Here is a 20435-nt window from a genome sequence, read left to right as displayed (position 1 = left end):
GACAAGATGGACGATGAGGTGGAAGCCCGCGCTGAACGCCTTCGCCATCACCTTCGCAGACCGCATGCCAGCCGCCGAGGACCGCTGACATGGAAACCGCCACTTACACCGTTCGTCGGACAGTCCCGGCCAAGAAGAAGTTGGCCGAGACGCTGCACGACAAGGTCCTGTACGCCGACGCCACGATGAACGAGGACGACTGGCTCACCGCGAGCGGTGCCATCATCGGCGTTCTCGGGATCGGGCTGGGAATCTGGTGGCTGGATTCGGTGGTGGCGATCGGCATCGGCGTCTCGGTGGTCCGCGACGGTTTCCGCAATGTACGCCGGGCCCTCGCCGACCTGCTCGACGGCCGGGCGCACACCTTCGACAACAGCGCACCGCACCCGTCCATCATCGCGGCGGTCCAGGCTCTGGAGAAGCTTCCCTGGGTGGAATCGGCCGGAGTGCGGATGAGGGATCAGGGCCACGTCTTCCACACCGAGGCGTTCGTCCGCCCGGCCGGCGGTGCGACTGTCAGCCTGGCCCAGCTCGACGAGGCCCGGACCGAGGTGCGCCGGATCGACTGGAAGCTGCAGGACACCGTGATCATCCCCGTCACTGACGTTCCCCCCGAGGCCAGCCGCTGAGGCGTACCAGGCGCCAGCCCGGCCCGACCCGCCAGCGGCAACTCGCACGGAATTGACGAAGGGCCCCGCACCGTGAGGTGCGGGGCCCTTCGCGCGATCAGTTCAGATCAGGATCAGAGCAGGTTCACTTGATGATCTTGGTGACACGACCGGCACCGACGGTGCGGCCGCCCTCACGGATGGCAAACTTGAGCTCTTCCTCCATCGCGATCGGCTGGATCAGGTGCACCGTCATGTCGGTGTTGTCGCCGGGCATGACCATCTCGGTGCCCTCGGGCAGCTGGATGGTGCCGGTGACGTCGGTGGTGCGGAAGTAGAACTGCGGCGAGTAGTTCGAGAAGAACGGCTTGTGCCGGCCACCCTCGTCCTTGTTCAGGATGTAGACGCGCGCCTCGAAGTCGGTGTGCGGGGTGGTCGAACCCGGCTTGATGACGCACATGCCGCGCTCCACGTCCTCCTTCTTGGTGCCACGCAGCAGCAGGCCGACGTTCTCACCCGCCTGACCCTCGTCAAGGATCTTGCGGAACATCTCGACACCGGTGATGGTGCTGGTCTGCTTGGCTTCGCGGATGCCGATGATATCGACGGTCTCGCCGGTCTTGACGATGCCGCGCTCGATCCGGCCGGTGATCACGGTGCCACGACCGGTGATGGTGAAGACATCCTCGACCGGCATCAGGAACGGCTTGTCGGTCTCGCGCTCCGGCTGCGGGATGTACTCGTCCACGGCGTTCATCAGCTCGAGGACCGAGTCGGCCCACTTCTGGTCGCCGTTCAGCGCCGGGAAGGCCGCCACGCGGACGACCGGGCAGTCCTCGTCGAACTCCTGGGACGCCAGCAGCTCGCGGACCTCCATCTCGACGAGCTCGATGAGCTCCTCGTCGTCCACCATGTCGCACTTGTTCAGCGCGACGACGATGGCGGGCACACCGACCTGACGGGCCAGCAGCACGTGCTCGCGGGTCTGCGGCATCGGGCCGTCGGTGGCGGCGACCACGAGGATCGCACCGTCCATCTGCGCGGCACCGGTGATCATGTTCTTCACGTAGTCGGCGTGACCCGGGCAGTCGACGTGCGCGTAGTGCCGCGCCTCGGTCTGGTACTCGATGTGCGCGATGGAGATGGTGATACCGCGCTGGCGCTCCTCGGGAGCCTTGTCGATCGAGTCGAACGGCGAGGCCTCGTTGAGGTCCGGGTACTTGTCGTGGAGCACCTTCGAGATCGCCGCGGTCAAAGTGGTCTTGCCGTGGTCGATGTGCCCGATGGTGCCGATGTTGCAGTGCGGCTTGGTCCGCTCGAACTTGGCCTTTGCCACTTGATGGGCTCCTTCTTCGTTGATACCGCGCCGGTTGCGTGGCATCGCTTGGTTTACGTGGTGGTACTACCTCTTGGTCTGCCAGACCGGGCGGGCCACCGCGCGCGACAGCGCGAGGCCACCCGACCCAGTCTTGTGCACCTTGGCGGTGGAGTCAAACCAGTTGCCCCACCGCCGGGTGCGGTTGGATCACTCCCCGCGAGCCTTCTGGATGATCTCGTCGGAGACGGTCTTGGGGGTCTCGGCATAGGAGTCGAACTCCATCGAGTAGGTCGCCTGGCCCGAGGTCTTCGAGCGCAGGTCACCCACGTAACCGAACATTTCCGACAGCGGCACCAGCGCCTCGACGACCTGGTTGCCGTGCTCCTCACGGGTGCCCTGCATCAGGCCACGCCGGGAGTTGATGTCGCCGATCACGGTGCCCAGATAGTCATTCGGGGTGGTCACCTCGACCTTCATCATCGGCTCCAGCAGTGCCGGATCGGCCTTGCGGGCCGCTTCCTTGAACACGTTCAGGCCGGCGATCTTGAACGCCAGTTCCGAGGAGTCCACGTCGTGGTAGGCGCCGTCGAGCAGGGTCACCTTGATGTCCTCGACCGGGTAGCCGGCGAGCACGCCGGTGGTCATGGCCTCCTGGATGCCCTGGTCCACCGAGGGGATGTACTCCTTGGGAATGCGGCCACCGGTGACGCCGTTCACGAACTCGTAGCCGGCACCGGCCTCCTGCGGCTCCAGCGCGATGATCACCTTCGCGTACTGGCCCGAACCACCGGACTGCTTCTTGTGCACGTAGTCGACCTTGTCGACCTTGCGACGCAGGGTCTCCCGGTACGCCACCTGCGGTTTGCCGATGTTGGCCTCGACCTTGAACTCACGCTTCATCCGGTCGATCAGCACCTCGAGGTGCAGCTCGCCCATGCCGGCGATGATGGTCTGCCCGGTCTCCTCGTCGGTGTGCACCCGGAAGGTCGGGTCCTCCTCGGCGAGTCGCTGGATGGCGGTGGACAGCTTCTCCTGGTCGGACTTGGTCTTCGGCTCGATGGCCTGCTCGATCACCGGGGCCGGGAAGTCCATCGACTCCAGCACGATCGGGCTGGCCGGGTCGCACAGGGTCTCACCGGTGGTGGTCTGCTTCAGACCCATCACGGCGACGATCTGGCCGGCACCGACGGAGTTGATCTCCTCACGCTTGTTGGCGTGCATCTGGTAGACCTTGCCGATCCGCTCCTTCTTGCCGGTGAGGGAGTTCAGCACCTGGGTGCCGGCCTCCAGCTTTCCGGAATACACGCGGACGAACGTCAGCTTGCCCAGGTGCGGGTCGGCGGCGATCTTGAACGCCAGCGCGGCCAGCGGCTCGTCGGCATCGGCATGCCGCACGATCTTCTCGTCCTCCTTGCCGGGGACGAAGCCCTCGATGGCGGGGACGTCGGTCGGAGCGGGCAGATAGGCGATGACGGCGTCGAGCAGCGGCTGCACACCCTTGTTCTTGAAGGAGGTGCCGCAGAACACGGCGGTCACCTTGGTGCTGAGGACAGCGGCGCGCACGGCGTGCTGGATCTCCTCGGCGGTGATCTCCTCCTCCATCAGGAACTTCTCGGCCAGCTCGTCATCGAAGTCGGCGAGCTGCTCGATCAGCTTCTGGTGGGCGGCCTTGGCCTTCTCCTGCAACTCGGCGGGGATCTCCTCGACCTCGTAGTCCTCACCGATCGCGGTCTCGCCGCGCCAGGTCAGGGCGCGCATCTGCACCAGGTCGATCACGCCGATGAAGTCGGACTCGGCACCGATCGGCAGCTGCATCACCAGCGGGGTGGCCTTGAGCCGCTCCACGATGGTGTTCACGCAGTGGTCGAACGAAGCGCCGGTGCGGTCCAGCTTGTTCACATAGCAGATCCGCGGCACGTGGTACTTGTCCGCCTGCCGCCACACGGTCATCGACTGCGGCTCGACACCAGCCACACCGTCGAACACCGCGACGGCCCCGTCGAGCACGCGCAGCGAGCGCTCCACCTCGACGGTGAAGTCGACGTGCCCGGGGGTGTCGATGATGTTGATCTGGTGGTCCTTCCAGTGGCAGGTCGTCGCGGCCGACGTGATCGTGATGCCGCGCTCCTGCTCCTGCTCCATCCAGTCCATCGTCGCGCCACCGTCGTGCACCTCGCCGATCTTGTAGGTGATGCCGGTGTAGAACAGGATGCGCTCGGTCGTGGTGGTCTTGCCCGCGTCGATGTGGGCCATGATGCCAATGTTGCGGACCTTGCCCAGGTCGGTCTTGATGTCGACAGCCACAGAAACGTTCCTCTTGTCTCTTCGTCGGGTGTGCGGTGGTGCGGTTGCCGCCTACGCGGCGGCGGGCTGCGGTGTCGGTCGGCGGACGACGGGCGTACGCCGAGCCGCGATCACCAGCGGTAGTGCGCGAACGCCTTGTTCGCCTCGGCCATCTTGTGGGTGTCCTCGCGGCGCTTGACCGCCGCACCCAGGCCGTTGGAGGCGTCGAGGATCTCGTTCATCAGTCGCTCGGCCATGGTCTTCTCGCGGCGCAGCCGGGAGAAGTGCACCAGCCAGCGCATCGCCAGGGTGGTCTGGCGACCCGGCTTGACCTCGACCGGCACCTGATAGGTGGCGCCACCGACGCGGCGGGACTTCACCTCGAGGCTCGGCTTGACGTTGTCCAGCGCGCGCTTCAGCGTCTGCACCGGATCGACACCGGTCTTGGCGCGAGCACCCTCCATCGCCGAGTACACGATGTTCTGGGCAACGGTCTTCTTGCCGTCGAGCAGGATCTTGCTCACCAGCTGGGAGACCAGCGGCGACCCGTAGACGGGGTCGACGAGCATCGGACGCTTCGGGGCGGGGCCCTTGCGAGGCATTACTTCTCCTTCTTCGCGCCGTAGAGGCTGCGAGCCTGCTTGCGGTTCTTGACACCCTGGGTGTCCAGCGAGCCGCGGATGATCTTGTAGCGGACGCCCGGCAGGTCCTTCACACGACCGCCGCGGACGAGCACCATCGAGTGCTCCTGCAGGTTGTGGCCGACGCCGGGGATGTAGGCGGTCACCTCGATGCCCGAGGACAGCTTGACGCGGGCCACCTTGCGCAGCGCCGAGTTCGGCTTCTTCGGGGTGGTGGTGTACACGCGGGTGCAGACGCCGCGGCGCTGGGGCGAACCCTTGAGCGCGGGCGTCTTGTTCTTGCTGACCTTGTCGCTCCGGCCCTTGCGGACCAGCTGCTGAATGGTGGGCACCGGCTGCTATCTCTTTCCGTTGGTCGTCTTGCGTGGCAACCCGTCGGAGCCGATTCGGCAGGCTCGTCGAGGCGTGTCTGTGTCGGGTGCAACGCCGTGGCGCTGCTGTGCTTGCCGCACCCGTCACCAGAAGGCACGCTGGGGCACGCACGAAGGTTCGGGCAGGCCGAACACAAGGGACAAGACTACCCAGCCGCGGCGCGCGGGTCAAAATAGGGGAACCCGGAAACGACGATCCTAGCCACGGAGTACGGTCACCGCATGACGACACCCCGGATGCCCGACCGTCCGCCCGCACCCGTGCGACGGCTCCCCCGCTGGTCCGAGGTACGCCCCCTGCTCGGCTTCCAGCCCCCGGCCATCGGTACCGAGGCGCGGCTGGCCCGGGCGGCGACCATCGGTGACCTGCGCAACCTGGCCCGGCGGCGTACGCCCCGCTCGGTCTTCGACTACACCGACGGCGCCGCCGACGACGAGTCGGCGCTCACCCGTTGCCGGGACCTGTACGCCGCCGCGGAGTTCTCCGGCCGGGTGCTGAACGACATCGCCCGGATCGACCTGACCGCCACCGTCCTCGGTGAGCAGGTGGCCATGCCGCTGGTGCTCGGGCCGACCGGTTTCACCCGGATGATGAACCACGAGGGCGAGACCGCGGTGGCCCACGAGGCGCGGCGGGCCGGGTTGGCGTACACCCTGTCCACCATGGGCACCACCCCGCTGGAGCGGGTGGCCGAGGTGGCCGGGCCGAGCCCGCACTGGTTCCAGCTGTACCTCTGGCAGGACCGGCCGGCCTCGATCGAGCTGATCGAGCGGGCCAAGGCGGCCGGTTACTCGTCGCTGGTGGTGACCGTGGACACCGCAGTCGCCGGCAACCGGCTGCGTGACGTCCGCAACGGCCTGACCATCCCGCCCCGGCTGAGCCCGAAGACCTTCCTCGACATGGCCGCGCACCCGAACTGGTGGGTCAACGTGCTGTCCACCGAGCCGCTCGAGTTCGCCTCGCTGGCCAACTGGGAGGGCACGGTCGCCGAGATGATCAACAAGATGTTCGACCCGTCGGTGACCTGGGACGACGTCGCCTGGCTGCGCGAGACCTGGCCCGGAAAGCTCGTGGTGAAAGGGATCCAGACGGTCGCCGACGCCGAGCAGTCCTTCCGCGTCGGCGCCGACGCGGTCCTGCTGTCCCATCACGGCGGACGGCAGATCGGCCGCGCGCGGCCCTCGCTGCGGCTGCTGCCGGAGGTGCGTGAGGCGGTCGGCCCGGACCGCGAGCTGGCGATCGACGGCGGGGTGATGAGCGGGGCCGACATCGCTACCGCCCTCGCGCACGGCGCCGACTCGGTCTGGATCGGCCGCGCCTACCTCTACGGACTGATGGCCGGCGGCCACCTCGGCGTACGCCGGGCCCTGGAGATCTTCCGGACCGAACTCACCCGCACCCTGCAACTGCTCGGCGTCACCCGCGTCGCCGACCTGCGCCCCGAGCACATCCGCCTCCCCGCCCAGCTGTGACCGCCCAACCTGTGCAGTCTTTGATCTCCCTTGGAGATCAAAGAGGGGTTTGATCGCACCAGGCGATCAAGAGTGCATCGGCTGACGCACCACCCCAGAGGGTCACCGCGGTGCGCCGATCAGGAGTCAGCTCTGGAGCCGCAACTCGGCGCGGGTGTCCGACGGCAGGTCGGCCCCGGCCGCCGCCAGCCGCGGCATCAGCCCACGCTCGGTGGTCACCGCGCGGAACCAGAGCTCTACGGTGACCTCGTGTCCGGGTCGGTGGATCACCTCGATCGGCGCCCCACTGACCAGCGTTCCGGGACGCTGCACTGCCAGGTACGCCCCCACCCGGGCCTCCGCGGTGAACTCCTTCACCCACCCGCGCCGGCCGAGCTCGCCGGCGAAGGTGCGGCACGGGATCCGGCCGCAGGTGACCCGCAACTCCACCTCACCGATCCGCCACACCTCACCGAGCAGTGCACCGTTCACGTCCAGTCCGACCGTGGTCAGGTTCTCCCCGAACACCCCATCCGGGAGCGTCCGGCCGAGCCGCTCGGCAAACCAGTCGAGGTCTTCGCGGGCGTACGCATAGACGGCCTGTTCATCGCCGCCGTGGTGGCGCTGGTCCCCGATGAAGTCACCGACCAGTCCCGAGCCCAGCCCGCCCCGGGCCGGGTCCTTGGACCCCGGATCGCGCACCTCGCAGCGAGCCACCGGACGCTTGCGGATCCCGGTCAGCCCCGTGCGGGCACTGGCCGCGGGCGAGCGCTCGGCCTGCGCGACGTTCAGCGAGCGCAGCACCCCGCCAGCGGCCGGACTCACAACTCCTTGCCCTGCTCGATCTGGCTGAACAGCTCGACCCGACCCTCGTGCCGCCCGCCCTCGAAGTCGGCCTCGAGGAAGGCGTCGAGGATCGCCTTGGCCATGTCCACGCCGACGAACCGCTCGCCCATCGCCAACATGTTGGCGTTGTTGTGCCGGCGCGCCATCTGGGCGGAGAACGGCTCGGTGCACACCACGCACCGGGCACCCGGCACCTTGTTCGCCGCGATCGAGATGCCGATCCCCGAACCGCAGACGATGAGCCCGAAGTCGGCCTCCCCGGTCACCACCAGCCGCGCGGCCCGCGACCCATAGATCGGATAGTCGGTGCGCTCGGTCGAATTCGTCCCGGCGTCGATCACCTCGTGCCCGAGCCCGCGCAGGTGCTCGGACAACTCGGTCTTCAGGGTGAATCCGGCGTGGTCGGCACCGACGGCGATCTTCATGGCTGGCTCCTTGCTCTGGACGTGGCGGCCTGATCGCGTCACACGGTACGCCCCGGAGCGCCTGGACCCCAGCCGATCCCCGCGGCGCGAAACATTTCCACCATTCGGCACGTGGTCACCGCGAATTCACCTTCGAACACTGACAATGGCCATGTGGATGTTCACTCCCCGACCAACGCCGGCCGCGTCATCGTCATCACCGGGGCAATGGCTGCGGGGAAGTCGACCGTCGCCGAGCTGCTCGCACTGGAGTTTCCACGCTCGGTGCACGTCCGGGGGGACGCGTTCCGCCGGATGGTGGTGAACGGGCGTGCGGAGATGACCCCCAACCCCGATCCCGAGGCGCAGCGCCAGCTGCACCTGCGTTACGCGTTGGCCGCCTCCACCGCCGACCAGTACGCCGCCCACGGGTTCGACGCCATCGTCCAGGACGTGATCATCGGCGCCGAACTGGCCCACTTCGTCGACCTGGTGAAGACACCGGAACGCTACCTGGTGGTCCTCTCCCCCAGCCTGTCCGCGCTGGAGTGGCGCGAGGAGCAGCGACAGAAGGCGGGCAACGTCTACTTCTCCCCCGGTGCGATGGACGCCGCCCTGCGCCAGGAGACCGCACGGATCGGCTACTGGCTCGACTCCTCGACCCAGACCCCCGAGGAGACCGTCGCCGACATTCTGGCCAACCTCGAACTCGCCAAGGTCTGAACCAGTCAAACGGTGGCTGAGCCTGTCGAAGCCACCCGACTAGTCTCGCTCCGTGCCTCCACGCTCCCCGCTCCCGCCCCGTAACGGGTTGCAGGCGGCCTGGGTCCGCACCCCCGACCGGGGCCGTGAACCGCCCGGTGGCTGGTCCACGATGCGCGACTTCCTGATCGCCCGGCTCACTCCGCTGGGTGCGGACGGGGTCGACGCGATGCTCACCGACGGTGCCTTCGTCGACGCCACCGGCCGCCCGCTCACCGGGGCCGAGGCGTACACCCCGCACACCTTCATCTGGTTCCACCGCGCGCTGCGCGAGGAACCCCCGGTCCCGTTCGAGCTGGAGATCCGGTACGCCGACGAACGGATCGTGGTGGTGGACAAGCCGCACTTCCTGTCCACCATCCCCCGCGGCCGCCACGTCACCGAATCGGTGGTGGTCCGCGCCCGCCGCCAGCTGGGACTGCCCGAGCTGGGCCCGGCGCACCGGCTGGACCGGCTCACCGCCGGGCTCGTCCTGCTCACCACCGAGTCCCGCTGGCGGGCCCCCTATCAGCGGATGTTCGAGGATCGGCTGGTCACCAAGCGCTACCTGGCACTGGCCGGGCACGATCCCCGACTCGCCCTCCCGCGCACCGTGCGGTCACACATCGTCAAGCGCCGAGGTTCGCTGCAGGCCATCGAGGTGCCCGACGCCGAGCCCAACGCCGAGACCCGCGTCGAGCTGGATGCGGTGCTCGACGGGTGCGCCCGCTATCGGCTCACCCCGCGCACCGGGCGTACCCACCAGCTGCGCCTGCACCTGAACTCCCTCGGTGTCCCGATCCTGGGCGACCCGCTCTATCCGCACGTGCTGGACACCAACGTCGACGACTTCGCCACCCCGTTGCAGCTGCTCGCGGCCGAGCTGGAGTTCACCGACCCGGTCGACGGCAGCCGCCGGCACTTCGTCAGCGGCCGTGACCTGCGACAATGCCGGTGATCATGAACCAGCTTCCCGACTTTCCCGGCTGCCCGATCCGGCTGCTCTTCCACGAGCCGCGGATTCCGGGCAACACCGGCGCCACCATCCGGCTGGCCGCGGCGATCGGGTGCGAGTTGCATCTGGTCGGCCCGCTCGGCTTCGAGCTGTCCGACACCAAACTGAAGCGGGCCGGGCTCGACTACCACGACCTGGCCAGCCTGACGGTGCACGAAGACCTCGATCAGGCGTACGCCGCTCTCCTGCCGGCGCGGGTGTTCGCGTTCAGCACCAGCGGGGCGCGCACCCACACCGAGATCGGGTACGCCCCCGGCGACGTCCTGCTGTTCGGGCCGGAGCCGACGGGGCTGGCCGCCGAGGTGCTCGCCGACCCACGGATCACCGACCGGGTGCGGATCCCGATGCTGGCCGGGCGCCGCTCGCTGAATCTGGCCACCAGCGCCGGGATCGCCGGCTATGAGGCGTGGCGTCAGCTCGGGTTCATCGGGGCCGCGGCGCCGGTAACTCCGCCAGCAGCTCCGCGGTGAGCCCGGACAGGTCCTCCAGCACGGTGGCAAGAGCGAGCACATCGGCCCCGGGCGGGTGGAAGTGCGGCGGGATCGCCACCACCGCCATCCCGGCCGCGGCGGCCGAGCGGATCCCGTTGCCGGAGTCCTCCACGGCCACGGCCCGCGCGGGGTCGACCCCGAGCTTCTCGCAGCAGGCCAGATAACCGTCCGGCGCCGGCTTGCCGGCGGCCACCTCCTCGGTGGACACGGTCGCGGTGAACAGCTCGCTCACCCCCAGCTCGGCCAGCGCCGCATCAAGCAGCACCCGCGGGGAACTGGTCGCGGCCCCCAGCAGCCCGACCGCCGCGTGCATCCGCCGCACCGCTTCCACCGCCCCCGGCAGCACCGGCAATCCGCGGTGATAGTGCGCCAGCATCCCGTCGATGGTCCGCCGGGCCGCGTCGGCGGGCGTACCCCGCAGTCCCACCTCCTCGACCAGATGGCGGCTCCACTCCGGGGTGGACATGCCCATCATCGCCGTGGTCGCCTGTTCCGGCCACGGCCGGCCGTCGGCGGCCGCGAGCTCGCGGCGCACCTCGTCCCACAGCTGCTCGGTGTCGATCAGTGTCCCGTCCAGGTCGAAGACGACCGCAGCCACATCCATGCTGCCCAGTCTGCCCGCCCCGCCCACCAGCCTGCCCGGGGGTCAGGACTCGCGGGGCCAGTCGTCGGGGGCCTGGGCGCCGCCCTCAACCACCTTCTCGGCAGCACCGACGGCAGCGGGCCAGGAGTCCTGCGGCCGATAGCCGAGCTCCAGCATGGTGTTGGTCAGGTCCCAGCGTCGGTTGGGGTTGTCGGAGATCACGTAGTAGAGCCCGAACCGCACCTCCGCCTCGATCGCCCGGCGCACCGCGCGCACCGCATCCCCCGGGGACAACCACATCGCGTGCAGCAGGTCCACCTCGGACTCGCTCGGATCCTCGACGAGCCACCCGATGCGCAGGGCGATGAAGTCGAGCCCGTACTCGTCGTGATAGAAGCGCCCCAGGGCCTCGCCGAAGATCTTCGAGACCCCATAGAGCGAATCTCCGCGCGGCGGCTGGGAGGCATAGACCGGCCACTGCTCGTCGCGGTCATACATGCCCATGGCGTGGTTGGAGGAGGCGAACACGAACCGCCGGACGCCCCCGCGGCGAGCGGCCTCGAGCACCGTGCGCAGGCCCACGATGTTGGCGTCCAGCACGTCCGGCCACTCCGATTCCGGTGATGCGGCGCCGGCCAGGTGGACCACGGTGTCCACCCCGTCCATCAGCTCCAGCATCTGCTCGACGTCGTCGAGGTCGGCCCGGCGCAGCACCCGCTCCTGCTCCGGGGTCCTCGGGGTGCGACCGTGCTGGACCAGCTCATAGTCATCTCGCAGGCCCTCGACCAGGGTGAGGCCGACGCCGCCGGTGGCGCCGGTGATCAGGATCCGTCGGTGTGGGGTGGTGCTCATCGTCCCAGTCTTTCCTGCCATGGTGGCCGACGGACCAGCGGGTACGCCTCAGTCGCGCCGGCGGCGTACGTAGACCTGGCGGCGCACCTCGGCGACCACCGCACCGGAGCGGTCGGTGATCGGGAACTCGAACCACGGCAGTGCCTTGGCGCCGTCGGCGGTCTCCTCCCGGATCCGGGTCAGGTCCGCATCGCTCAGCTCCATCCGGGCGGTGACCACCCCGACCCCGGGTTTGCGGAACCGGGTCTCGGCGGCACTGTCCCACACGTTGTAGCCCCGGCCGAGCCGGTGGATCAGCATCAGCGCATGGAAGGCGTCGGTCATCGACTGCAGCGAGCCGCCGAAGGCGGTGCCGTGGATGTTCCCGTTCAGCTTCCACGGGTGCAGCTCGACCGTGGCCGAGGACCAGTCGGCCGCGATGTCACGGACGAAGATCCCCGCCCCGACGAACGGGGGCCAGATCCGCATGCCCCACTTCAGGGTCGCCGGCGTGTAGCGCATGCCGCCATCATCTTCTACTGGCGAGTAACAATCAAGCAGGACGTCCGCCGCGCAGCTCACCGACGAACCCGAAGAGCAGTTCATTGAACCGCGCCGGGGCCTCGCTCGGCGCCTCCCCGACCCCGTCCATCAACTCCATCCGGGCGTTCGGCAGCTCGGCGGCGACCAGCCGCCCGGTGGCCAAACCGGCCCGGTCGCGGGCACCGGCCAGCACCAGGGCCGGGGTCGAGATCTGCCGCAGCGGCGGGTTCGCCTCGCCGTCGGCGAGGGTGTCCAGCATCCGCAGCATGGCACCCTTGTCGATCCCCCGCTCGGCCAGCCGTCGGCGCGACATCGCCCGCACGGCCAGCCGTTGCGCAGCGATCGCCCAGCGCGGGGGGTTCACCTGCGGAGCACTCAGCACCAGCCCGGCCACGCGCTCGTCGTGGACCGCACAGTGCAGCGCCACCAACGCGCCCAGCCCGTGTCCACACAGGTACGCCCGCTGGGCGCCGTGCTGCAGCAGCACCGCCGACACCTCACTCACCGCATCGGCGACGGAGAACTCGCGCTGCCCGCCCGGCCGGGTCCCGCGCAGCCAGGGCGCGGCCGCCGGCAGATCGGCGGGCAGCTGTTCGACCTGCTCCTGCCAGTTCTGCGGGGTCTGCCCCAGCCCGTGCAGGAACACCAGCAGCTCGTCAGCCATTCGGCCATCCTAGGGGCGTACGCCACGGCCGACCCGCGCCCGCCCCAGCACGAGTCAGCGCACCCGGTCCTCCGGCGCGGGCAGGTGGTGCTCGGCCAGATCGATCCCCCTGGTCTCGCGCAGCGAGAAGATCGCCCCGGCCGCGACCAGCAGCAGCACGATCGCATAGATCGGGAACAGCAGCGGCTGGGTCGGATAGCGGGTGACCAGCGCCTGCTGGATCAGCGGCGCGGTGCCACCGAACAGGGCGATGCAGATCGAATACGGTACGCCGACCCCGGCGGTCCGCACCCGGGTCGGGAACATCTCGGCATACATCGCCGGGGCGATCGCCGAATAGGCCGACAGCACGAACAACATCACCCCCATCGCGATGAACAGCGACAGCGGCTGACTGGACAGCACCGCGTTCATCGGGATGAACAGGATGGCCGAGCCGAAGACGGCATAGAGCGCCACCTTCTTGCGCCCGATCCTGTCCGACAGCCAGCCATAGACCGGCAGCAGGGCCACGAAGATCACGTTGGCGGCGAAGCCCACCCACAGCGCCGGCGCGGCCGCCATCTTCAACTGGTTCTGGGCGTACGCCGGGGCGTTGATCGCCCACGCATAGTAGGCGACGGTGCCGCCACAGGTCATCAGGATCACCTGCAGCGCCTGCTTCCAGTGCGCGGCAATGTCCTTCAGAAGCGGCACCTTGGGCTCGTCGGTCCTGGTCACGTCCTCGGTGAACGTCTCCGACTCGGCCATCCCCTTGCGCATATAGAGGGCATAGAACCCGAACGCCGCCCCGAGCAGGAACGGGATCCGCCAGCCGAAGTCCGACATCTGCTCCTTGCTCAGCAGCGTCGCCAGCAGCGCACCCACCCCGAGCGCGATCATGTTGCCCAGGGTCCCCGAGACATAGATCCACGAGGACCACAGGCCCCGCTTCTTGCGCGGCGCCTCCTCCACCAGATAGGTCTGCGCCGACGGCAACTCCCCGCCGTGCGCCAGGCCCTGCAGGAGTCGCGCCACCAGCAACCAGACCGAGGCGAGTACGCCGATGGTGCCGAACTCCGGTGCGATGCCGATCAGCAGCGAGCCGAGCGAGGCGGCCGCCACGCTCAGCATCAGCGAGAACTTGCGCCCCTTGCGGTCGCCGATCCAGCCGAACACCAGTCCGCCCAGCGGCCGGGCGAAGAAGCCGACCGCGAACACCGCCAGCGTGCTCAGCACCGCCGAAGTCGGGTCGGACTTGTCGAACAGGTGCGCCGCCAGGAACGCGCTCATCGCGGTGTAGACGTTCCAGTCGTACCACTCCAGGGCATTGCCGAGCCCGGTCCCGAGCAGGGTCTTCTTCACCGACTGCTTCGGCTTGCCGGTCGGGTCCGCGGTCGTGCCGTCCGCGGGGATCGCGCTGCTCATGCCGCTGCTCCGTCCGCGAGTTCGCCGAGCCGCCTGATCGCCAGCTCGGCGTACAACGCCGCCCCGTCGGCCAGCACCTGATCGTCGAAGGTGGCGAACGGCGAGTGGTTGTAGGGCGCCGCCTCGGGGTCACCGTCCGGGCCGAGCGCGGACAGGAACACGAACGCCCCCGGCACCTCGTCCAGCACCCGCGAGAAGTCCTCGGAGCCGGCCACCGGGTTGACCAGCGGGAGGTACCGGTCGGCGCCGAACAGCTCGGCGGCGGTGCGGGCCACGAACGCGTCCTCGGCGGCATCGTTGACGGTGACCGGATACTGCCGGCGGTAGTCCACCTCGGCGTCCAGCCCGTGCGCCCGGGCGATGCCGGTGATCAGCTGCGGCACCAACTCCTCCAGCCGATCCCGGTTGCTCGCGGAATAGGAGCGGATCGTCGCCTCCAGCTGCGCTTCGGCGGGGATCACGTTCGCCTTGGTACCGGCCGCCAGCCGGCCGACGGTGATCACCACCGGGTCGAACATGTCGAAGTGGCGGGTGACCAGGGTCTGCAATGCGGTGGTGATCTCCGCGACGACCACCACGGGATCCTTGGCCCGGTGCGGGGTTGAGCCGTGCCCGCCGGCTCCGTGCACGGTGACGTGGATCTCGTCGGAGGCCGACATCAGCGGGCCGGGGCGGCTGGCGAACTTGGCGTGCGGAAAGATCGACGACATCACGTGCATCCCGAACGCGGCGTCCACGCGGCGTCCGGCGAGGTCCAGGATCCCCTCCTCGACCATGTATCGGGCGCCGTCGAACCCTTCCTCCCCCGGCTGGAACATCAGCACCACGTCCCCCGGCAGGCGGTCGCGCCGATCGTTCAGGATCCGGGCGGCACCGACCAGCATCGCCGTGTGCAGGTCGTGCCGCAGGCGTGCATCCGGCCCTCCACCTGGCTGGCGAAGTCGACCCCGGTCTGCTCCTGCACCGGCAGGGCGTCCATATCGGCCCGCAGCAGCACGGTCGGCCGGTTCTCCGTCGGCCCGCTGGCCGCTCCACCGCGAAGTACGCCACCGACGCTGGTGACGGTCTTTCCGAGGGTGATCTCGAGGTCGAGCCCGTCCAGTTCGGACAGGACCCGCTCCTGGGTACGAGGCAGTTGCAGGCCCAGCTCGGGTTCGCCGTGCAGCGCGCGACGGAATCGGCGCAGCTCCTCGTGCTGGGCGTGCGCATCGTCGATGACAGTCATTCGTTCCTCCTGGTCGGGTGCAGCGGGGGATGGCCGTGTCCCATCGGGAAGATTCAACCTAGCGACCCGAGAGGGCCGCGGTATGCCCCCGTTCGGGGTCCGATCCACCCCGAATCCTCCGACGAAACCCGCTGTAGCGCAGCTCACTGTGAAAAACCTGTGACTTCAACGTGCATTACTGAGAGATCTCGCATAAGGTCCCAACTGAACTCGCGCACGCGCCCACGCGGGGGAATGGGCGAGGGATGTTCAGTCAACGGTGACGACCGGTCGCCGAAACCCCGGAAGGAAGTCCATGATTTCGAAGAAGCTCGCCGCCTTCACCCTGGCGGCCGGTGTCGCCCTGTCCGGCGCGTACGCCGCCAGCGCCATCGCTGCGCCGAGCCAGGGTGGCGCCCTCAACACGCGCCCGGGCAAGCAGATGTCCACCCCCGCCCCCGGCACCAAGGCCGCCGCCATCTCGGACATGGATTCGGACAAGCCGACCTACGCCGTCGGTGACAACTACACCGTGACCGTGAGCGTGCAGACCAACACCGACGGCAACTACACCGTCGGCTACAGCAAGGTCACCGGCGCCACCTGCCAGGGCAGCGGCTCCATCCCGGTCTCGTTCACCGGTGTCACCACCCCGCAGACCAAGAAGGTCACCTTCACCTGCCGCGTGAACAGCTTCCCGGTCAACGGCCAGGTCACCCTGACCACCCCGGAGGGTGTCACCAACCTGACCCCGAGCAGCCCGTACACCATCGGTGGCAGCCTGCCCAGCGGCACCGCGACCCCGACCAAGGCTCCGACCTCCAAGGCCCCGACCACCAAGCCGAGCACCGGCGGTCTGGCCAAGACCGGCGTCTGATCCTCAGCGCCTGACGCACGAGACAGCGGTGCCTCGGACCTTCTGGTCCGGGGCACCGTTCTTTGTTGCCTCGCCCTGATCAGGACCCGAAGCACAACGAAGGCCCCGGAACCGAAGTTCCGGGGCCCTCGCCGTCTCGTGGGTTGTCAGCTGTCGATCAGCGGTACTCGCCCAGGTCGAAGTCGTCCAGCGGCACCGAGGCACCCGAGCCGGACCCGAAGCTGTAGTCGTACGGGTCGTAGCTCATCGAGTACGACGCCGCCTTGGCCTCCGCGGTCGGCTCGACCCGGACGTTGCGGTAGCGCTCCAGGCCGGTACCGGCCGGGATCAGCTTGCCGAGGATGACGTTCTCCTTCAGACCGACCAGGGAGTCGGACTTGCCGTGGATCGCCGCATCGGTGAGCACCTTGGTGGTCTCCTGGAAGGATGCCGCCGACAGCCACGACTCGGTCGCGAGCGAGGCCTTGGTGATACCCATCAGCACCGGACGACCGGACGCCGGCTGGCCGCCCTCGGCGACCACCTTGCGGTTCTCCGACTCGTACGCCGCACGATCGGCCCAGTCTCCGGGCAGCAGCGAGGTGTCACCCGACTCGATCACCGTGATCCGGCGCAGCATCTGCCGGATGATGATCTCGATGTGCTTCTCGTGGATGGCCGCACCCTGGGTGCCGTACACCTTCTGCACCTCGGCCACCAGGTGCTCCTGCACCTTGCGGACGCCGAGGATCCGGAGCACGTCCTGCGGGTCGGGCGTACCGGCGGTGAGCTGCTGGCCGACGCCCACCCGCTCCCCGTCGGTCACCTCGAGGCGCGCCCGGCGACCGACCACGACCTCGAGCTCGTCCTCGCCGTTGTCGGGGACGAGGTACACCTTGCGGCTGCGCTCCCCCTCCTCGATCCGGATCCGACCGGCGAACTCGGCGATCGGCGCCTTGCCCTTCGGCGTACGGGCCTCGAACAGCTCGACCACACGGGGCAGACCCTGGGTGATGTCGTCACCGGCCACACCACCGGTGTGGAAGGTACGCATGGTCAGCTGGGTGCCGGGCTCGCCGATCGACTGGGCCGCGACGATACCGACGGCCTCGCCAACGTCGACGAGCTTGCCGGAGGCCAGCGAGCGGCCGTAGCACATGGCGCAGGTCCCGGTCACGGCCTCGCAGGTGAGCACCGAGCGCACCTTGACCGAGGTCACGCCGGACTCGACCAGCAGCGCGATGTTCACATCGCCCAGGTCGACCCCGGCCGGCACCAGCACGTCACCGGACTTGGGGTCGATGACGTCGACGGCCAGCGTCCGGGCGTACACCGCGGTCTCGACGTTCTCCGACGCCGCCACCGAGGCGTCCTTCTCGAACGGCTCGGCCGGCAGTCGGGTCGGCCGCCCATTGGCGTCCACCCCTGCCTTGGTCCATTCGGCGATCACCTTGGTCAGGCCGCGCTCGGTGCCGCAGTCCTCCTCGCGGATGATCACGTCCTGCGACACGTCCACCAGACGCCGGGTCAGATAACCCGAGTCGGCGGTACGCAGCGCCGTGTCGGCCTGTCCCTTGCGGCCACCGTGGGTGGAGATGAAGTACTCCAGCACGGTCAGGCCCTCACGGAAGTTGGACTTGATCGGCCGCGGGATGATGTCGCCCTTGGGGTTGGCCACCAGACCTCGCATGGCGGCGATCTGGCGCATCTGGGTCATGTTCCCTCGGGCGCCGGAGTTCACCATCATGAAGATCGGGTTGGTTTCGGTGAAGTTCTCCTCCATCGCCTTGGTCAGCACGGCGGTGGCGTCGGTCCAGATCTCGATCAGCTCCTGGCGACGCTCGTCCTCGGTGATCAGACCGCGGTCCCACTGCTTGTCGATCTTGGTCGACCGCTCCTCATAACCCGCCAGGATCTGCGGCTTGTCGGCCGGGGTCTGGACGTCGGAGATGGAGACCGTGACACCGCTTCGGGTGGCCCAGCGGAAGCCGAGCTCCTTCAGCGCGTCCAGGCAGGTGGCCACCTCGACCTTCGGGTAGCGCTCGGCCAGGTCGTTGATCACCACGCCGAGCCGCTTCTTGTCGACCACCGCGTTGATGAACGGGTAGTCCTCGGGCAGCGCCTCGTTGAAGATGGCGCGACCCAGCGTCGTCTCGAGCATGATCCGACCGTCGGCCCGCAGCTCCTGGCCCTCCGGCGGGGCGATGTCGGTCAGCCGCAGCCTCACCTTGGCCCCGACGGCCAGTTCGCCCAGGTCGAACGCCATCTGCGCCTCGGCCAGCGAACCGAACACCCGTCCCTCACCGAGCGCGCCCTCGCGCACCTGGGTGAGGAAGTAGTGCCCGATGATCATGTCCTGGGTGGGCATGGTGACCGGACGCCCGTCGGCGGGCTTGAGGATGTTGTTGGTCGACAGCATCAGGATCCGCGCCTCGGCCTGGGCCTCGGCCGACAACGGCAGGTGCACCGCCATCTGGTCACCGTCGAAGTCGGCGTTGAACGCGGTGCAGACGAGCGGGTGGATCTGGATCGCCTTGCCCTCGATCAGCTGCGGCTCGAACGCCTGGATGCCGAGCCGGTGCAGCGTGGGCGCCCGGTTCAGCAGCACCGGGTGCTCGGAGATGACCTCTTCGAGGACATCCCACACGACCGGACGCTGCCGCTCCACCATCCGCTTGGCGGACTTGATGTTCTGGGCGTGGTTCAGGTCGTCCAGCCGCTTCATCACGAACGGCTTGAACAGCTCCAGCGCCATCGCCTTCGGCAGACCGCACTGGTGCAGCTTCAGCTGCGGGCCGACCACGATCACCGAACGACCGGAATAGTCGACACGCTTGCCGAGCAGGTTCTGCCGGAAGCGGCCCTGCTTGCCCTTCAGCATGTCCGAGATCGACTTCAGCGGGCGGTTGCCCGGGCCGGTCACCGGACGGCCACGACGGCCGTTGTCGAACAGCGAGTCGACGGCCTCCTGCAGCATCCGCTTCTCGTTGTTGACGATGATCTCCGGTGCGCCCAGATCGAGCAGTCGCTTGAGCCGGTTGTTCCGGTTGATCACGCGGCGATAGAGATCGTTCAGGTCCGAGGTGGCGAACCGGCCACCGTCCAGCTGCACCATCGGGCGCAGGTCCGGCGGGATCACCGGGACGCAGTCCAGCACCATGCCGGTCGGTCGGTTGTTGGTCTGCAGGAACGCCGACACCACCTTGAGCCGCTTCAGGGCGCGGGTCTTGCGCTGCCCCTTACCGGTCTGGATGGTCTGGCGCAGCGACTCGGCCTCGGCGTCCAGGTCGAAGTCCTCGAGGCGCTTCTGGATCGCCGCGGCGCCCATCGACCCCTCGAAGTACTTGCCGAACCGCTCCTTCATGGCGCGATAGAGGATCTCGTCACCCTCCAGGTCCTGCACCTTGAGCCCCTTGAACCGGGCCCACACGGCGTCGAGGCGATCCAGCTCGCGCTGCGCGCGGTCGCGGAGCTGCTTCGTCTCCTTCTCGGCGGCGTCCTTGACCTTCTTCTTCTGCTCGCCCTTGGCGCCCTCGGCCTCGAGGGTGGCCATGTCCTCCTCGAGCTTCTTCATCCGGTTCTCGACGTCGGAATCGCGCCGGTTCTCCACCTGCTTGCGCTCGACATCCACCTTCCCCTCGAGCGAGGACAGGTCGCGGTGCCGGGCGTCCTCGTCGACCGAGGTGATCATGTACGCCGCGAAGTAGATGACCTTCTCCAGGTCCTTCGGGGCGATGTCGAGCAGGTAGCCCAGCCGCGACGGGACACCCTTGAAGTACCAGATGTGGGTGACCGGGGCGGCCAGCTCGATGTGGCCCATCCGCTCCCGGCGTACGCCGGAACGGGTCACCTCGACGCCGCAGCGCTCGCAGATGATGCCCTTGAACCGGACCCGCTTGTACTTGCCGCAGTAGCACTCCCAGTCCCTGGTGGGACCGAAGATCTTCTCGCAGAACAGACCGTCACGCTCCGGCTTGAGCGTGCGGTAGTTGATCGTCTCGGGCTTCTTGACCTCACCGTGGGACCACTCGCGGATCTCGTCCGCGGTGGCCAGGCCGATCCGGAGTTCGTCGTAGAAGTTCACGTCGAGCATGTTTTCCTGTTTCCCAATCTTGTTGTGACTGGCCCCAAGCGCCGCAGGCCCGGGGGTCTGGGGGCGGAGCCCCCAGCGGGGTGG

18 protein-coding genes and 1 pseudogene are annotated in these 20435 nt (G+C 68.5%); 6 read left to right on the top strand and 13 right to left on the bottom strand.

Translation table 11 applies throughout. The features are described 5' to 3' along the window. Positions 1-89 precede the first annotated feature (89 nt). Entirely contained in the window at positions 90-629 is a 540-nt protein-coding gene (locus CGZ93_RS15830) for a cation diffusion facilitator family transporter (RefSeq protein ID WP_094365109.1), read from the top strand. Positions 630-753: 124 nt separating this feature from the next. On the opposite strand, the gene tuf is transcribed toward CGZ93_RS15830, so the two are convergent. The 4 genes from tuf to rpsL all read right to left on the bottom strand — a co-directional run bounded on the left by tuf (position 754) and on the right by rpsL (position 5182). Beyond that, complete coding sequence (tuf, locus tag CGZ93_RS15825; protein WP_094365108.1) at positions 754-1944, bottom strand: elongation factor Tu; 1191 nt, start codon at positions 1942-1944, stop codon at positions 754-756. Positions 1945-2133: 189 nt separating this feature from the next. After that, positions 2134-4179, bottom strand: a complete 2046-nt coding sequence (fusA, locus tag CGZ93_RS15820) for an elongation factor G (protein ID WP_212753223.1) — start codon at positions 4177-4179, stop codon at positions 2134-2136. Positions 4180-4340: 161 nt separating this feature from the next. Then, positions 4341-4811: a 30S ribosomal protein S7 gene (gene rpsG / locus CGZ93_RS15815; protein ID WP_094365106.1), complete on the bottom strand. Its 471-nt coding sequence runs from the start codon at positions 4809-4811 to the stop codon at positions 4341-4343. Next, positions 4811-5182 (bottom strand): 30S ribosomal protein S12, encoded by a 372-nt coding sequence (gene rpsL / locus CGZ93_RS15810; RefSeq protein WP_094365105.1) that lies wholly within the window; start codon positions 5180-5182, stop codon positions 4811-4813. The genes rpsG and rpsL overlap by 1 nt, the downstream gene beginning before the upstream one ends. Before the next feature lie 261 nt (positions 5183-5443). On the opposite strand from rpsL, the gene CGZ93_RS15805 reads away from it, so the two are divergent. Continuing rightward, entirely contained in the window at positions 5444-6694 is a 1251-nt protein-coding gene (locus CGZ93_RS15805) for an alpha-hydroxy acid oxidase (protein WP_229117515.1), read from the top strand. Between the two features lie 126 nt (positions 6695-6820). Here the strand turns inward: CGZ93_RS15805 and CGZ93_RS15800 are convergent, their stop codons facing one another. Continuing rightward, positions 6821-7498 (bottom strand): MOSC domain-containing protein, encoded by a 678-nt coding sequence (locus CGZ93_RS15800; protein ID WP_229117514.1) that lies wholly within the window; start codon positions 7496-7498, stop codon positions 6821-6823. After that, positions 7495-7944, bottom strand: a complete 450-nt coding sequence (gene rpiB, locus CGZ93_RS15795) for a ribose 5-phosphate isomerase B (protein WP_094365104.1) — start codon at positions 7942-7944, stop codon at positions 7495-7497. Before rpiB ends, CGZ93_RS15800 begins: the two co-directional genes overlap by 4 nt. Positions 7945-8097: 153 nt before the next feature. Here rpiB and CGZ93_RS15790 point away from each other — a divergent pair, with 153 nt between their 5' ends. The 3 genes from CGZ93_RS15790 to CGZ93_RS15780 all read left to right on the top strand — a co-directional run bounded on the left by CGZ93_RS15790 (position 8098) and on the right by CGZ93_RS15780 (position 10149). Further along, positions 8098-8646, top strand: a complete 549-nt coding sequence (locus CGZ93_RS15790; RefSeq protein ID WP_229117513.1) for an AAA family ATPase — start codon at positions 8098-8100, stop codon at positions 8644-8646. Between the two features lie 151 nt (positions 8647-8797). Next, positions 8798-9622 (top strand): pseudouridine synthase, encoded by an 825-nt coding sequence (locus tag CGZ93_RS15785; protein WP_094365103.1) that lies wholly within the window; start codon positions 8798-8800, stop codon positions 9620-9622. 2 nt (positions 9623-9624) lie between these two features. Further along, positions 9625-10149 carry a tRNA (cytidine(34)-2'-O)-methyltransferase gene (locus CGZ93_RS15780; protein WP_094365102.1) on the top strand — a complete coding sequence of 175 codons (525 nt, stop codon included), beginning with the start codon at positions 9625-9627 and terminating at the stop codon, positions 10147-10149. Here the strand turns inward: CGZ93_RS15780 and CGZ93_RS15775 are convergent. The 6 genes and pseudogenes from CGZ93_RS15775 to CGZ93_RS15750 form a co-directional block, all read right to left on the bottom strand. Next, positions 10103-10774, bottom strand: coding sequence for an HAD family hydrolase (locus CGZ93_RS15775; RefSeq protein ID WP_094365101.1), 672 nt, complete (start codon positions 10772-10774; stop codon positions 10103-10105). The two genes, CGZ93_RS15780 and CGZ93_RS15775, sit on opposite strands and share 47 nt — an antisense overlap. A gap of 42 nt (positions 10775-10816) precedes the next feature. Then, a complete protein-coding gene (locus CGZ93_RS15770) occupies positions 10817-11605 on the bottom strand; it encodes an NAD-dependent epimerase/dehydratase family protein (protein ID WP_094365100.1) in 789 nt (262 codons plus the stop codon). Positions 11606-11653: 48 nt separating this feature from the next. Continuing rightward, entirely contained in the window at positions 11654-12106 is a 453-nt protein-coding gene (locus CGZ93_RS15765) for a DUF4442 domain-containing protein (protein WP_094365099.1), read from the bottom strand. A 31-nt stretch (positions 12107-12137) separates the two neighbouring features. Continuing rightward, the gene (locus CGZ93_RS15760) at positions 12138-12791 is read right to left on the bottom strand and encodes an alpha/beta fold hydrolase (RefSeq protein WP_094365098.1); all 654 of its coding nucleotides are present in this window, start codon (positions 12789-12791) and stop codon (positions 12138-12140) included. A 54-nt stretch (positions 12792-12845) separates the two neighbouring features. Then, positions 12846-14198 (bottom strand): MFS transporter, encoded by a 1353-nt coding sequence (locus CGZ93_RS15755; protein ID WP_094365097.1) that lies wholly within the window; start codon positions 14196-14198, stop codon positions 12846-12848. Beyond that, a pseudogene (locus CGZ93_RS15750) lies at positions 14195-15177 on the bottom strand (M20 metallopeptidase family protein). The gene CGZ93_RS15755 and the pseudogene CGZ93_RS15750 overlap by 4 nt, the downstream one beginning before the upstream one ends. 541 nt (positions 15178-15718) lie before the next feature. Here CGZ93_RS15750 and CGZ93_RS15745 point away from each other — a divergent pair. Further along, positions 15719-16279: a hypothetical protein gene (locus CGZ93_RS15745; protein ID WP_094365096.1), complete on the top strand. Its 561-nt coding sequence runs from the start codon at positions 15719-15721 to the stop codon at positions 16277-16279. 157 nt (positions 16280-16436) lie between these two features. On the opposite strand, the gene rpoC is transcribed toward CGZ93_RS15745, so the two are convergent. Continuing rightward, a complete protein-coding gene (rpoC, locus tag CGZ93_RS15740; RefSeq protein ID WP_094365095.1) occupies positions 16437-20351 on the bottom strand; it encodes a DNA-directed RNA polymerase subunit beta' in 3915 nt (1304 codons plus the stop codon). Positions 20352-20435: the final 84 nt, after the last annotated feature.

Source organism: Enemella dayhoffiae (assembly GCF_002250625.1).
GTDB classification, from domain to species: domain Bacteria; phylum Actinomycetota; class Actinomycetes; order Propionibacteriales; family Propionibacteriaceae; genus Enemella; species Enemella dayhoffiae.
Note: the sequence above shows the minus strand (reverse complement) of the source record. Positions and strands in the feature narration are given on the sequence as shown.